General features: G+C 35.9%; 15 protein-coding genes. 7 read left to right on the top strand and 8 right to left on the bottom strand.

All coding sequences use genetic code 11. The annotated features are described in order from the left end of the window. Positions 1 to 173: 173 nt before the first annotated feature. Positions 174 to 839, top strand: a complete 666-nt coding sequence (locus BMX49_RS12085; protein ID WP_034719745.1) for a TrmH family RNA methyltransferase — start codon at positions 174 to 176, stop codon at positions 837 to 839. A gap of 25 nt (positions 840 to 864) precedes the next feature. Beyond that, positions 865 to 1221 (top strand): SdpI family protein, encoded by a 357-nt coding sequence (locus BMX49_RS12080; RefSeq protein WP_034719748.1) that lies wholly within the window; start codon positions 865 to 867, stop codon positions 1219 to 1221. Between the two features lie 38 nt (positions 1222 to 1259). On the opposite strand, the gene BMX49_RS12075 is transcribed toward BMX49_RS12080, so the two are convergent. The 3 genes from BMX49_RS12075 to tsaD form a co-directional block, all read right to left on the bottom strand. Continuing rightward, entirely contained in the window at positions 1260 to 1967 is a 708-nt protein-coding gene (locus BMX49_RS12075; RefSeq protein ID WP_034719750.1) for an RsmE family RNA methyltransferase, read from the bottom strand. An 81-nt stretch (positions 1968 to 2048) separates the two neighbouring features. Then, positions 2049 to 2447 (bottom strand): hypothetical protein, encoded by a 399-nt coding sequence (locus BMX49_RS12070; protein ID WP_034719752.1) that lies wholly within the window; start codon positions 2445 to 2447, stop codon positions 2049 to 2051. Positions 2448 to 2465: 18 nt separating this feature from the next. Continuing rightward, positions 2466 to 3518: a tRNA (adenosine(37)-N6)-threonylcarbamoyltransferase complex transferase subunit TsaD gene (tsaD, locus tag BMX49_RS12065; RefSeq protein WP_034721330.1), complete on the bottom strand. Its 1053-nt coding sequence runs from the start codon at positions 3516 to 3518 to the stop codon at positions 2466 to 2468. Between the two features lie 4 nt (positions 3519 to 3522). On the opposite strand from tsaD, the gene BMX49_RS12060 reads away from it, so the two are divergent. The 5 genes from BMX49_RS12060 (at position 3523) to ric (ending at position 10622) form a co-directional block, all read left to right on the top strand. After that, entirely contained in the window at positions 3523 to 8286 is a 4764-nt protein-coding gene (locus BMX49_RS12060; protein ID WP_034719755.1) for a translocation/assembly module TamB domain-containing protein, read from the top strand. Between the two features lie 131 nt (positions 8287 to 8417). Further along, on the top strand, positions 8418 to 8888 hold the full coding sequence (locus BMX49_RS12055) for an Lrp/AsnC family transcriptional regulator (RefSeq protein WP_034719758.1): 471 nt from the start codon (positions 8418 to 8420) through the stop codon (positions 8886 to 8888). Positions 8889 to 8957: 69 nt separating this feature from the next. Further along, positions 8958 to 9332 (top strand): hypothetical protein, encoded by a 375-nt coding sequence (locus tag BMX49_RS12050; protein ID WP_034719759.1) that lies wholly within the window; start codon positions 8958 to 8960, stop codon positions 9330 to 9332. 13 nt (positions 9333 to 9345) lie between these two features. After that, a complete protein-coding gene (locus BMX49_RS12045) occupies positions 9346 to 9777 on the top strand; it encodes an RrF2 family transcriptional regulator (RefSeq protein WP_034719760.1) in 432 nt (143 codons plus the stop codon). Between the two features lie 125 nt (positions 9778 to 9902). After that, positions 9903 to 10622 carry an iron-sulfur cluster repair di-iron protein gene (ric, locus tag BMX49_RS12040; protein WP_034719762.1) on the top strand — a complete coding sequence of 240 codons (720 nt, stop codon included), beginning with the start codon at positions 9903 to 9905 and terminating at the stop codon, positions 10620 to 10622. A gap of 230 nt (positions 10623 to 10852) precedes the next feature. Here the strand turns inward: ric and BMX49_RS12035 are convergent, their stop codons facing one another. The 5 genes from BMX49_RS12035 to BMX49_RS12015 form a co-directional block, all read right to left on the bottom strand. Beyond that, positions 10853 to 12133 (bottom strand): chloride channel protein, encoded by a 1281-nt coding sequence (locus BMX49_RS12035; RefSeq protein ID WP_034719763.1) that lies wholly within the window; start codon positions 12131 to 12133, stop codon positions 10853 to 10855. Between the two features lie 175 nt (positions 12134 to 12308). Continuing rightward, positions 12309 to 13244: a YeiH family protein gene (locus BMX49_RS12030; protein WP_034719765.1), complete on the bottom strand. Its 936-nt coding sequence runs from the start codon at positions 13242 to 13244 to the stop codon at positions 12309 to 12311. An 80-nt stretch (positions 13245 to 13324) separates the two neighbouring features. After that, positions 13325 to 14206: a LysR substrate-binding domain-containing protein gene (locus BMX49_RS12025; RefSeq protein ID WP_034719769.1), complete on the bottom strand. Its 882-nt coding sequence runs from the start codon at positions 14204 to 14206 to the stop codon at positions 13325 to 13327. Positions 14207 to 14390: 184 nt separating this feature from the next. Next, positions 14391 to 14603 carry a hypervirulence associated TUDOR domain-containing protein gene (locus BMX49_RS12020; RefSeq protein WP_034719773.1) on the bottom strand — a complete coding sequence of 71 codons (213 nt, stop codon included), beginning with the start codon at positions 14601 to 14603 and terminating at the stop codon, positions 14391 to 14393. A gap of 52 nt (positions 14604 to 14655) precedes the next feature. Further along, positions 14656 to 15201, bottom strand: coding sequence for a DUF488 domain-containing protein (locus BMX49_RS12015; protein ID WP_034719775.1), 546 nt, complete (start codon positions 15199 to 15201; stop codon positions 14656 to 14658). Positions 15202 to 15351: the final 150 nt, after the last annotated feature.

Genomic DNA, 15351 nt, shown 5'->3' with positions numbered 1-15351 from the left:
CACTAATTCCCGAATTTCATTTTTTCTTTCTAGTATCTTCTAATCGCCCGAAATTTTAGTAGCCGTTTGAAAATATAATTTTAATTATTACTCATTACTCATTACTCATCGTCCAACATCCATCATTATTCGTGCATTCGTGGCAAAAATAAATAATCCTTATTTTTACACCCATGAATAATCAGAAAACCTTCGAATATCTGCAGCAATTTTTAACGGAGGAACGACTTCAAAAAATCAATCATTTTGCGCCCGAAAGTTCCGATTTTGTTTTGCCAGTGATCGAAGATGTTTTTCAGTTTAGAAATGCGGCGGCGATTGTGCGATCGGTAGAAGCGTGTGGTTTTCATAAAATCGTAGCCATGGAAAGTGAGCATGATTTTGTTCCCAACCTGCGAGTAACCAAAGGTGCTGAAACTTGGATAGAAGTGGAGCGACTTCCACACAATATCGATTCTTTAAAGGAAATAAAAAGTCGAGGATATAAAATTCTTGCGGTTTCACCTGAGAAAAATGCAACTCTCTTACCAGATTATCAATTGACAGATCCTGTTGCTTTAGTTTTCGGAACGGAAGCCGCGGGAGTCACTGATGAGATTTTAGATTTTGCGGATGAAACTTTAGCCATTCCGATGTATGGATTTACAAGGAGCTTTAATGTCTCGGTCGCGGCTGCAATTTGTGTGTATGAACTCAAACAAAAATTGATGAAATCCAATTTGGATTACAAACTTTCCGAAGAAAAGCTTTGGGAAATGAAAGTTCGCTGGGCGGTAAATTCCTTGCAAAGTGGCGAACAGATTTTAGCTAAATATTTAAGAGAAAATTTTTATATTTAATGTTTCAAACCAAATTATAAGAAACATGACCAATTCTTTATGGCAAAACGCTTTATTTAATATCTGCTTTCCAGTAGGTTTAATATTTATTTTTGCCGGATTGTTAATGTTTTACTTGCCCCCAAAAAAGATTAATTCTCTATACGGTTACCGAACGACTAGTTCTATGAAAAATCAGGACAGATGGAATTTTGCCCAAAGACTTTCTGCAATAGAAATGCTGAAATTAGGAGCATTTTTAATGCTCACTTCTTTATTACCACTTTTTACCAACTTTTCTAACTCTCTTAGTTTGATCATCGGAGTTTCTTTGACGCTAATTGGACTTACCCTTCTTTTTGTAAAAGTCGAAAAAGCAATAAAAAGAAAATTTAGTAATTAAATATTTCTAATTCATCACATCATCACATCAGCAAATCATCACATCATCATCTCATAGTTCCAAGCTGCCACAAAAACTCCCGCGGTTTCTGTACGCAATCTTTGGCTTCCCAGCGATACTCCTTTCACTCCGTTTTCTGCTAATAAGGCAATTTCTTTATCAGAAAAATCTCCTTCTGGTCCAATCAAAAAAGTGAGATTCTTAACGCTGTCATGCTGAGCTTGTCGAAGCATCTTTATATCAATCCGCTCTAGGTTTTCATTGCAGTGTGCAACAAAAGTGTTTCTTGAATCGACTTCTTTAATAAAATCAGAAAATTTAGTAAGATCATTGATGATCGGAAAATGAAAACGCAAACTTTGTTTAGAAGCAGCAATACTTTGCTTTCGCAACTTATCAATATTCAGATTTTTACGCTCAGTTTTTTCAGTTTGTAATAAAGTAATTTCTGCAATTCCCATTTCCGTAGCCTTTTCTACAAAGAATTCAATTCGGTCAATATTCTTGGTTGGAGCAATCGCAATGTGAAGTTGATTAGAAAAATTCGGAAGATTCTCCTTAATTTCTGAAATATCCAGTGATACTTTTTTTCCTTCAAAATGAAGATTTCCTTTTGCTAAATTTCCTTTGCCATCTGTCACGAAAATTTCTTCTCCAGATCTCATCCGCAATACTTTAACAATATGCGTTTGCTCTTCTTCGTTAATTTTAACTTCAGGAATTACTTCTCCGTAAAACAATTTCATTTAAATCTATTTATTTTTTTGAAGGTCAGATGTAATCGCTGTATTTTTATTAGACGAAAGCGATTTCAAATTAATCCGATTTTATACAATGTTTTCGCTTAAGAAAGCCACGCCAGTTTTTATGGTTGTATAAATGTCAGTCTCACATTCTCTGTAACTGCAGGTGTAAATTTCTTCAATCCATTTATTATTAATGAAAATTAAATTTAAATATTCACTCTTTCTAAGATTATTTTTCAGCGATAAATAATCTCCCTCTTTTGGCGTAAAGGGAAAACTGAAGACGTTTTCGGCATTGATTTTATCTAAGATTTCCTCTTTGATATCTTGAAGGTAGCCGTTTTCAGAACTTGAAGGCAGGTATTCTATCGGCTCTTCCGAAGCAAGTACTTTTCCCGTAACAGTTTCTAATACCCAGTAATATCTTGAGTTTTTTTTGGAATGGGTTGCCAGTATTTTTTCTTCTAATAATATTTTCATCTGTAGATTGGTAATTGTTTAATCGATGATCGTAACGTCTTTCTTAAAACTTTCCTCAATATCATATCTCGCCGATGCTGAAATCGATAAGTCTGCAAATTCGCCACGATCGTATTTCAATTTCGCAACCATTGCGATCATGGCGGCATTATCGGTAGTATATTCAAATTTTGGAATGTAAATATTCCAACCCAATCGTTCCGCATTTTTCTGCATCGCTTCCCGTAACCCAGAATTAGCAGAAACGCCTCCCGCAATTGCAATTTCATTAATATTTAATTCTAGAGCTGCTTTTTCAAGCTTATCCATCAAAATTTCAACAAGCGTTTGCTGAACCGACGCACATAAATCGTTTAGATTTTCTTTAATGAAAGCTGGATTTTTTCTGACTTCTTTCTGAATAAAATAAAGAACGGAAGTTTTAATTCCACTAAAAGAATAATTAAAATTTTCTATTCTCGGCTTATTGAATTTGAAGGAGTTTTCTACACCATTTTTCGCTAACTGATCAATGATAGGTCCTGCAGGATAATCCAAGCCGAAGATCTTTCCAATCTTATCAAAAGCTTCACCAGCTGCGTCATCAATAGTTTTTCCGATGATTTCCATGTCGAAATAATCTTTCACCAAAACAATCATGGTATGTCCACCAGAAACCGTTAAACATAAAAAGGGAAAATTTGGCGGTTCTGGATTGGCATCATCAATGAAATGCGCTAAAATGTGCGCTTGAAGATGGTTGACTTCAATCAACGGAACTTCTAAACTCATCGCCAGTGATTTTGCGAAGGAAGTGCCGACTAACAAAGAGCCCAAAAGTCCCGGACCTCTTGTAAAACCAATGGCAGAAATATCTTTTTTATGTATATTTGCTTCCTTGACTGCTTTTGCAACAACCGGGATGATATTTTGTTGATGCGCGCGGGATGCTAACTCGGGAACCACGCCACCATATTCGTTGTGGATTTCTTGATTAGCAGCGATGTTGGAGAGGATTTTGTTACCTTTGAGAACGGCCGCAGAAGTGTCGTCGCAAGAAGATTCTATCCCTAAAATTATTGAGTCACTCATAACAATGGCAAATTTAGAGAATAATAACGATAACGAAAATAAAAAATCGCTTGCGGAAAACATTGGCGATTCTGTTCAGAAAGGCGTAGATAGTGTTCAGGATACGGTGAAAGGGGCGGCAAATCTCGCGTCAGACGCCATTAATCATCCGGTAGAAACAGTCAAAGAGTTTGGGGAGCAAGCCGCAAAAGATGTGACGAGTTATAAGTGGTGGGCTAAACTTTTGCTCGTTGGATTTTGGGGAACCCTTTTATTAGTGGCTACTTTTTTCATAGTGGTAAGTTTACCGGCAACCAAAAACTGGGCGGCTCAAAAAGTAATTATAAAACTGAATGAGGACCTAAATTCTAAAATGTCCTTCGAAAGTGTTGATGTGAGCTACTTCGGCGATATTCATATTCATAAGGTTGCGGTACGTGATCACAAAAATTTCAAATTTTTAAAAGCAAAAGAATTATATGCTGATTCCGATTGGTTTTCAATCATCAGCAACTCCCGGAATTTACAGTTTCAATCGTTGTCGCTTGATCAACTTGATTTAAAAGTGATCACCTATAAAGGAGACAGTATTTCAAATTTTATTCGGTTTGTAGATTTGTTTGATTCTGGATCTCCGGCCAACGTGAAAGATCCCTTTAAGCTAAAGTCGAGAGTCTTTATTACCAATTCAAAAGTGTCGATAGTCAATCAAAATTCGGAAGGCGATGCTGGGAAATGGTTGGATGCAAAAGATGTGAACTTGGTAGTTCCTGAATTAAATGTGAACGGTTCTAATGTTTCTGCGCAAATTAATAATATGCGTTTTTCTACGGAGAGATGGGGGAAAAAACATTATGTAGATACTTTCTCCACAGACTTTACTCTAAATCGTAAATTTCTATTTCTGGACGATTTGACTTTTAATACCAATAATTCGCTGCTTCAAGGTGATATTAAGTTTAAACTTCATGAAGGTTCTTGGCAAGACTTTACTAACAAAGTAAAATGGGTGGTAGATTTAAAGCAGGGCAGTCAGATCAGCGGCTATGATATTAGTTATTTTGTCACCGATTGGGACAATTATAAACCTATCAATATTTCTGGGCAAATGACGGGTCCTTTAAATCAATTCGTACTCGAAAATTTCCTTATTAGAAATCCTACCGTCAATATTAAGACGAAGGCGATGAAGTTTACGAATCTTCTGGATGGAAACTTTAAAATTGAGAGTAATACGCTCGCAGCCGACTTTACCTACAAAGATTTAAAAGCCATGATGCCCACTTTTATCTCGGCGAAAATGAAAAATTTTGCAGATGATTTTGGTAGAATTAAATTCGATGGCGCAGCACGCGTAACGCCTAAACAGGTTTTTGTCCCGAATGCAAGGTTAATTACTGGGATCGGACAAGCGAAAATAAATCAGTTTTATCTGGAAGATTATAGTACTAACGTTCCTAAATATCGAGGTTTTGCTGAAGTCAATGATTTGAACACCTCAGTGATAACCAAAAGTAAAGAAGTTGGGTTAATCAGTGGGAAGTTTAATGTTGACGGTCGTAGTTTCGACGTTAATACGATGGTGATCCGAACCCGATCTCAAATCTCAAAAATCGAAATTACCGATAAAGTCATCAACAACGTTTATCTGGAAGGAATTCTGGATCATAAGCGATACAACGGAATTATTAATGTAAATGATGATCAGGCCAAAGCAAAAATCAAAGGTTTAATTGATTTTAGTAGCCCAAAATTAATTGCCGATGTTAATGCCAATGTCGATTATTTAAATATCAATTATTTTACGGGAGCAAAAGGAACTCAAGCGGTAAGCGGGATTGTTGATGGAAAAATTTCGATGACTAATCTTAATGATTTAACCTTAAATGCTGATTTGCAAAATGTGAATTTTGCCACCGCTGATCAGAAATTTCATATCCCAATTGCAAATGTAAAAGCCTTTTTCGAAAATGGAAATCGGATTGTTTCTGTGGATGCGCCCGGTGCCGTAAATGGACAAATTGCGGGTAAATTTAATTTGGGAGATCTCGTCGGGATGATGGAGAACGGATTTGGTAAAATATTGGTGGGCCCGCCACCTAGAAAATTGTATCGTGGTCAAAACTTTAATATGGATTTCGAGGTGAAGCAAAGTCTCGTCAATTATTTTATGCCCGAACTTCATATTCCTAAAGGTGCAAAAGTGGATGGATCGTATGATGGAAACTCAAACAATCTCATTTTAAATGTGGATGCTGAAGTCTTGAAATATCTGATGACTAAAAAAGAAGAGATTACCGATGCAGACCGAGCGCTTGCCCTTGCAAATCCTGCGTATAAAATTAATGAAAGAACTAAAATTTCCCGAGATAGCGCAATGATTGATCAGTTGATGATTAGAATTAATACCGCCAATGAAAATGAACAGATTTTCGCTAAAATCGACAGAATTGAGTACAATCAAAATATCCTGAAAGACATCACTTTAAGTGGTAATAATGAAGATAACCAGTTGCTGCATATCGCGGCGAACTTTAAACTCGGCTCGCCGGAAGAAGAAATAAAACAGGAATTAAAAGAATACGCCATCAATCTCAATCAATCGACTAACAGTGCTGGCGATTTTGTTTTCCGATTCGAGCCAACAACAGTTAAATTAAATGATGTCGCCTGGAGTGTAGATACTGATCCTGCTTTAAATCATTCCATTACGTATCGGAAAAAAACGAGTGATTTTTTCATTCAAAATCTCCGGCTTTATTCTGATAAAAGTGAATTGTTTTTAAAGGAATCCATTTTTAAATCTGCTAAAGATTTTTCTGCAGAAGGCGAAGTTCGGAACGTAGATCTTGCAAAAGTATTTGCGTTGATCAAGAATAAAAACGATCTGGATATCAAAGGAATTGCCAATGGTACGTTTGATATTAAAATGAATAAAAACAATCTCGAACCACTCATCGATTTAAAAATCACCGATATTTTTATGAATGGCAAGGAGATGGGTAGAATTGAAATTCTAACCAAGAACAGTCCTATTCCTAATGTTTTTGATGTGGATATAAAGGCGATTTCTACGGGGATTATTGGTAATAATGATTTACATCTTACCGGAACTATTAACAATAACACTTCATCTCCGTCGCTGGATCTGCTTGCCAAAATGGATAATTTCGACTTGGCTTTTGCCCAACAGTTTGTAGAGGGAATATTCTCCAACATCCGTGGGAAAGCCTCAGGCGATTTACGAATTACCGGACAATTGAAAGATATTGACTACAGTGGCGATATTGCCTTAACAAAATTCGGCTTAAAGCTTGATTTTACTGGCGTTGATTATTCCTTTGACGATACCGTAGTTTCCTTATCTAAAGGTTTAGCAATACTGAATGATATCGGCGTAAAGGATGGTAGAAGCAACTCTAAAGGTTCAATCTCTGGTGCAATTCAGTTTGAAACATTGTCATCAATGGGAGTCAACTTGGTGATGCGTGCTGATAATTTACTATTATTAAATACGACTCAGAAAGATTATGATTTATTCTGGGGAAGAGTTTACGGCAACGGAACCGTCTATGTTGACGGACCTGTTTCGGGCTTAAATATTTCAACACCGGAAATTCGTGCATTGAGTAATTCGGTATTTACCTTTAACTCCAATTCCACTGGCAATGTTGAAGAGTTTAAAATGTTGCGTTTCTTAAAAAGAGATGAAACTGGCCTCGTTACAACAGAGAAAAAGAAAAAAACTTCGGCCAACATGAACGTCGATTTCAACTTGCAGGTTGATAAAGGAACGACTGTAAATGTTTTGGTCGGTGATGATATTGGTGATATTACTGTTCGTGGAAATTCTGAACGATTAAGGTTTACCATGAGCAGAACTGGCGCCATTTCGATGAACGGGAATTACATCGTCGATAATGGAACTTTTGTTTCTAAGGCAATTCTCAACAGAACATTTCAGATTGTAAAAGGCAGCTCAATCCGTTGGGATGGTGATGCGATCGCGCCGCAGTTAAACATCGATGCCACTTACTTACGAACTGTTACCAATGCTGGTCAATATCTGAATATGGGAAGTTTGCAACCGATTAATGTTTTGCTTTCTACCAAAATCACCCAAACTCTAAACAATCCTAAAATTGAGTTGGGCGTTTCTGCTCAAGATGTTTCGAGTAATTTAAAAGATGTCCTGGCGGAAAAAATGAGCAATGAAGACGAGAAGATTATCCAGTTCGGATCTGTTCTGGTGCTCAACAGTTTTAATGTAAGCAATTCTGGATTTGATTTAAATTTAGGAAATACGTTAGAAACTTCAGGATATAGCATGTTGTTTAAACAGTTAGGTTCTGTCTTAAATGCAATCAGCAATGAATTTCAGGTCGATTTAAATTATCTGAAAGGTGATGCCGGCTCGAATACAGGCGACCGCGCCAACGCAAGCTTAAGTTTCGAACTGTCACCCAGAGTCACGGTGAAAACAGGGTTAGGGATTCCTATTTCTAAATCAGAGAATGCCGGCAGCGACTATCTTTCTGGAGAGGGGATTGTAGAATATGATTGGTCGAAGAAAAACGACGGAACCAGATTGTTGCGAGCGTACTCTAAACCAACTAATATCGGACTTAACGGAGCGTCTGCTGGGAATGCCGGAGCCAATCAAAGTTATGGGGTAGGAGTTGTGTATAGCAAGAGTTTTAACACCATCTTTAAAAGAAAGAATAAAACTAAAAAAGCTAAAGTGCAAGAAATTAAAACAGATTCTATTAAAAACAATGTTAAAAATTAAGAATATTTAAGTAAAAGCTCAATTTTAAGTTAAAATCTATTAATATTTCATATTATTTTCGTGTATTCATTTTTTTTTTGTAGATTTGCAAATTATTCAGCAAACTAGAAATAAATTTATAAAATATAAAAATGAACTATCAACTCGACGAAATAGATAAAAAGATCCTGGACTTTTTAGTTGAAAATACCAGAATGCCTTTTACGGAGATAGCAAAACAAATGGATGTTTCTGCGGGAACAATCCACGTTCGTGTAAAGAAAATGGAAGATGCAGGGATTATTTTAGGTTCTTCTCTTAATATTGATTACGCAAAATTAGACTACCATTTTACAGCATTTATCGGAATTCTCTTGACTAAATCAAACAGAACTCAGGAAGTATTGAAAGAACTTGCTGTAATTCCTAACGTAATTGAAGCAAGCGTAATTTCTGGAAAATATAATATTTTCTGCAAAGTAAAAGCCAAGAATACGGAAGATGCAAAAAGAATTATTTATCAAATTGACGACATTCAAGATGTCATGAGAACTGAAAGTATGATTTCTATGGAAGAGCATATTTCAGATAAAAACAGATTGATTCAAGCAGTTTCTATTTAAAGACTGATTTATATCAACAAAATTTAAAACTTTTGATTTACTATCAAAAGTTTTTTTATTTTTACCATTATGAATGATAATTTTGAAGGCGAAAGTCCAAACAAAGATTTCGGATTTGTTTTAACGCTTGCCGCCTTGATGCTATTTTCCCTTATGGGCGTTGGGATTGACTTTGATGAGTATTCGCAACATCAGGAAATAAATATTCCATTAGGATATTTCTACTTTATTTTTCTGGTTGATTCACTCATGATTTTGTCATTGATATTAATCTTTTTTTATAAAAAAATTGGAGTTTATATTTTTCCGGCCGCTTTAGTAACTCACTTCCTGGCGCATAACTTTTTCCTTTCCACTTTTCTTTATACTGATGTTACGAACATGTTTTTGTACGTTGGTGTTGGATTGCTGGCAATTATTCCCAAATGGCAGTTTTTTAAATAATTAATTTTCAAATATGTTTTCGAAAGCCTGCGAATATGCCATCAAAGCAACCATTTATATTGCACAACAAAGCCATCAGGACCGCCGAGCGAATGTAAAAGAGGTGGCGCGATCGGTCAATGCTCCCGAAGCTTTTACCGCTAAAATTCTGCAACAGCTTTGCCGTGCAAATGTGCTCGAATCTGTTCGTGGTAAACAGGGAGGTTTTATTTTTCAGCTCGATAAACAGAAGCAAATTAAGATTTTTGATGTGGTTCAGCTGATTGATGGCGACGGTATTTTCACCAATTGTGGATTAGGTTTGCACAAGTGTTCTTCTGTAAATCCTTGTCCTGTTCATGATGATTTTAAAATTGTACGCGATAATCTCGTGGCGATGACGCAAAAATATTCTTTCTATGACTTAGCGATCAGAACTGAAAACGGTTTGGTCTGGCTAAAGTAATGCAACTTTATCACTTTAAATTTTTCCATTAATATCGATTAAAAATTTCTGAAACTTTAATTAAGATAATTTTGTCCGAATTAAAATAATGTTTACATTTGTACTCTAATATTAAATAAGACATCATGTTAACGAAAGAAAAAACCATCGGTGAATTTGTAGCAGAAGATTTCAGAGCAGCACAAGTGTTCCGTAAATATAAAATAGATTTTTGTTGCAAGGGCGACAGAACGGTAGAAGAAGCTTGCGAAAATAAAAAATACCAGGCAGAAGATATTTATAACGAATTATCAAATGTGGGCAACTTGAAATCTGGAGAGATCGATTTTAATTCTTGGCCCTTAGATTTATTGGCAGACTATGTTGAGAAAACGCATCACCGGTATGTAGAAGAAAATTCTACTGTACTCATTCAATATTTAAACAAATTGTGCAAAGTTCACGGCGACAGACATCCTGAATTGTTTGAAATCACCAGCATTTTTACAGAAATTTCTGGAGAATTAGCCGCACACATGAAAAAAGAAGAATTAATTCTTTTCCCTTTCATTAAAAAAATGGTCAACGCCAAACAAAAAGGAGAGAATATAGAAACTCCAAAATTCGGAACCGTTGAAAGTCCAGTAGCGATGATGAAACATGAGCACACTGTAGTTGGTGACCTGTTTGTAAAGATTGACGACTTAACCAATAACTATCAGTTCCCTGAAGATGCCTGTGGAACGTATCAAGTGACTTATAAAATGCTTGAAGATTTTGAAAAAGATTTACATACGCACATTCACTTAGAAAACAATATTCTTTTCCCGAAAGCAATCGAGTTGGAAAAGACTTTTCAAAATTAGACTAAATTAAATTTTCTGTTTTTTTACTGAAATCCACTTCATTTTAATGAGGTGGGTTTCTATTTTATTGCAACCACAAAAGTCAAAAAAGAATACTTTTAAAAACAGCGGATAGAAGTTCAGAAAAGTTTGAAATATAAATATCTTTAAAGTTTTTATGGTTTAGGAGAAAGGTTTTAATCTTGTCCGGATGAAGCTTCTATGCCTTTTGCGGTTAAGAAAATTGTGCTTTACGAAGAAGCTTTCGAACTCAGATAAAAGTCATACGTATACACATTATACGGTAGCAATATCTTCGCAAACTGAGTAGCTATAAAACAGCAAACCAAAATAGGGACAAACAAATTATATCCATCTGGTAACAGATTGCAAATTAAAATCACCGATGTAAAAGGCGCATACAAAGACGCAGATAAAGTAACCGCCGCACCGAGCAACGCAAAATTAACTGGAATTAATTTCATTCCGAAATAGGTGTTTCCAATAAAGGCGACCATTAACCCTAAGAAAGCTCCAGCGACAATACTCGGGGCGAATACTCCGCCATCACCGCCAGCTCCTAAAGTTAAGGAGGAAGCTAATGGTTTCAAAACTGCCACAGCTAGCAGAAATAAAACAGGGATTGCAGATGCTGATTCTAAAGGGTTGGTGAGTACTTCACGTAAGCCGTGATAGCTGTCGCCATATAAAGTGGGGAAAAAGAAAATCAAGGTTCCAACTGCGATGGCTCCCAAATTGACCCGAATGAAATTATTAGAAATATTGCTAAATAACTTTTTCATTCTGGTGACTAAAAGCGTAAAATAGACAGAAAGTATTCCACCCAAAATACTGAGCACCACAAAGAAAGGGATCGCATTGTAATTCCAATCTTCTACTTTGGTAGAAAGAATTCTTTCAGAATCGAAGAGTTCAATAAATAGCCAACTTATCAAGGCTGAGGCAGTACAGGCGATGATCAAGGATTTTCTTGTTTTCCGCGCGATGACTTCCATGGCAAATAAAAATCCCGCCAGCGGACTTGTAAATAAAATGGCAACGCCAGCCACAACTCCCGCACAGATGAGTTCCCGTTTGTACATTCTCGCCGAGAATTCTTTTTCATACGCGTAATTTCCAATGGTCGCCGTAGCAACAACGGTTGAAACTTCAACTCCAGTCGATCCTCCGAAAATAACGGTCAGAAATCCATTGAAAAAGTGAGACGGAATTTTGAATAAAGGCAAATGATCTTTTCGCTGATCCAGGGTTTTATAAATCTCGGTAATTCCTTTGTTTTTTCTGTTTTGAAAAAGATATTTCCTTAAAAAGTAAATGGCGGTAATTCCAATTGAAGGTAGAATAATAAAGAGCGCCGCATATTTGTTCTGAACGAAATTGAAGAAATAATGTTCAAAAAATTCAGTCAGATGTTTTAAAGTAAAAGCCAGTAAAGCACTTGCCAACCCAACCATCATTGAGGCAACGACAAGTCTGAAATAGTGCTGGGTAACGATTTTTTTTCTTTCCAAAGGATTGCTTTAAGATGAGTAGCGACGAAATGAATTTGCTGTAATATCAATATTTTCTAAGAAGTAGAACTTAAAACAGGCAAAATTCGGTGGTGCAAATTTATAAAAACTTTCGCTAAAATGGAATTCAGCGAAGTTTCTGTTATCTTAAAGAGATGAGATTCAGTAAAAAATCTTATTTTAAAATCATCAACAAACTTCCGACACTAATGATGACCCAAAGTACAATGGCCAGGAATAAAGGTTTCCAACTGATTGTTTTTAAAGTCTGAATTGAAATCGTAGAACCGATAAAAAATAAAGTTAAGTTCAAACCTGATTTTGCAGCAGTCGTCGCGATGTGGCTGAATCCTTCAAAAATTGGAAAATAAGTATGGAGTAAAATAGCGATGATAAAATAGCCGATGAACCAGGGGATTTTAATTTTCGCTCCTTTTGTTTTAAATAAAACCATCGTTAAAAGAGACATTGGAATAATCCATAAGGCTCTGGATAATTTAACGGTAGTTGCCACTTTCAAGGCGATATCACCGTATTTATTAGCGGCTCCAACAACGGAGCTGGTATCGTGAATTCCGATGGCGCACCACAATCCGAACTGCTCCTGAGTCATATTCAATAAATGGCCGATGGCTGGATAAATAAATAAAGCGACGGAATTTAAAGTGAACACAATCGCCAAAGCCAAAGACATTTGTTTCGTGGTCGGTTTAATAATTGGCGTTACAGCCGCGATGGCGCTTCCACCACAAATTGCGGTTCCAACGGAAATTAAATAAGATAAAGGTCTTTCGATTTTAAGAAATTTCCCGAGGAAATAACCGAGAACCATGACCGTTGTAATGCTCATGATGGTTAAGGTAATTCCTTCTCTTCCGGCTTTCAAGGCCTCATCTAACTGTAATCCAAATCCCAATCCGACAATGGATATTTGTAGCAATGAGTGAATGTATTTGTGAACCTTCTGCTCGTAAGGATTTCCTATAATGATGGTAAAGCCGATCCCCAAAGCCAAAGCTAGGGGAGAACTTGCGAAAGGAGAAACACAGAATACGACTAAAAGGAAAAATAATATTTTTCGTAAAAGGTCTTTGTTTAAAGTAGTTTGCATGATTCAGTTGATTTTGAAAGGACAAATTTCGATCTTTTATCATTCAGATTTTCATCATATATTGTTGTTGGGTATAACGATTAGTTATAACTGATGAATTTTCTAAATAGATCGATTAGGTCTGACTGTTCTCCTTTCAAAGTAATAAAGTTAAAATCCCTTTCAATACTGAAATTTTTAATATCGATGACGCTGAGTTGATTATTTTTCAATTCAGGTAAAATGGTGCTGATGGATAGAAAAGCCATGGCCTCGGAATGAAGTAAATAATTCTTAATGCTTTCGCTGTTGCCCAACTGCATGATAATATTTAATTTTTGTAGATCGACTCCAGATTTTTTTAACTGATTTTGAATAAATTCCTGCGTACCTGAGCCTTGCTCTCTTACGATTAAATCAACATCATACAAGTCTTTGGTTTTAAAATTTTTATTGACCAAAGGATGATCCTCTTTACAAACCAATACAATTTCATCCTTTTTAAATTTTTGATAATCAAAGTAAGAAGACTTTGATTCTCCTTCTACAATTCCTAAATCAATTTTTCCATTTTTAAGTAAAGTAGCAATGTCTTCCGAATTATGAGTGACAAGTTCGATATTGATGTTTTTGTAATAAGAATTGAATTTGGCTAGAATTTCTGGTAGAATATATTGTGCAATCGTCGTACTCGCACCGATTTTCAATTTTCCTTTTTCTTGTTTATTGAGTTGAGCAATCGCAAATTCTAAATCCCGATAGAGTTGGCGACTTTTTTCAGCATAAACAAAAAGTATTTTTCCACTTTCGGTGAGTTGAATTGTGGTTCCCTTTCGATCAAATAGTTTGGTGTTGAGTTGATTCTCAATTTCTTTGATGTGTTTGGTCACCGCAGGTTGCGAGATGTTCAATTCGTTTGCGGCTTTGGTAAAACTCAAACGGTTGGCAACGGTGTAGAAAACTTTCAGTCGGTAATCGAACATCAATTTGAAATTAAGGATTTATTGAGAAGTTCTTTTTTACCGCAAAAGTGGCAAAAGACAAATTTAAATAAAGATGAAGCAAAAGAAGGCAAAAAGTAAACGCATTAGTCTATTTGCATTTTGCAAAATTTTGATTTGCTAAATTAAAAATATTGTCTATTTTGCGGTTAAATGTATTCTAAGATTATTTTTCTTTGGTTAAAGCCGAACCTTTGTGCGCCGCAATATGATCGGTCTTGCTGCTTTTGATTTCGTATTGCGGATCGTCTTCCGAACAGTGATGCGTGTATCCTTTATAGTCGAAATCCTTGGTGTGAATTTTAATAATCGTTCCTGAAACTTTTCCTGCTTCAGAATTCCAGTTGACTTTATCGCCTACTTTAAATTTGTTTGACATGGTAATTTATTTAAAGAATTAAAGAAACATCATCTTATTAACCTTGACAAGGTTAATGCGGATCTTCTGCCGCAGAATATAAAACTTGATCTCCCACAACTCTTGCGGGAGCAGTGTACGGATGTTCCGTAGCTTTTCCGAGCGCCATAATATGCAAAACTTCCCAACCCTTTGCTTTAAAATAATCAGAAACCATCGAACGGTGACACCGCCACCAAACTGCTTCCGAACACATCATTGCCGTTGGTTTTTCCAGGGCATACTTTGCCAATTCTGCAGCACCATTTGCAAAGGGTTCAGTTTCCATATAATCGGCGTATCCTTGAAAGGATTTGTTGCGCCAAGTCGTATTTTTTGAATCTTTTTTTGCGGGTCTCCGTCCTCCTAAATCTTCGATATAAACATATTTAATTCCGTTTTCTTCTAACGATTTTTTCAAAGCATCTTGATCGAACTGGGGATATTTTCTGGAACCCGGCAATCTTCTGATGTCTGCTAAAATTTTAATGTCAAATGAAAACAGTAGTTCCAGAAATTCTTCAATCGTTCTGGTAGAATGACCGATGGTGTAGAGGGTGGGTTTTTCTGATGACTTCATTTTGAAAATTAAAATTCTTTTGATTAGTAAAATTAAAAATTTAAATCATTTATAGAAAGAGAAAATATTTTTTTTAAAAATTTCACCGGTAATATTTTGAAGCAATCTAATTAAAAGAGACTTAGTCAAAGAATCTCTCAGTTTTTGAAA

The sequence above is a fragment of the Kaistella antarctica genome (assembly GCF_900109615.1).
Taxonomy (GTDB): Bacteria; Bacteroidota; Bacteroidia; order Flavobacteriales; family Weeksellaceae; genus Kaistella; species Kaistella antarctica.
This window is presented reverse-complemented; position numbering and strand designations above follow the sequence as displayed.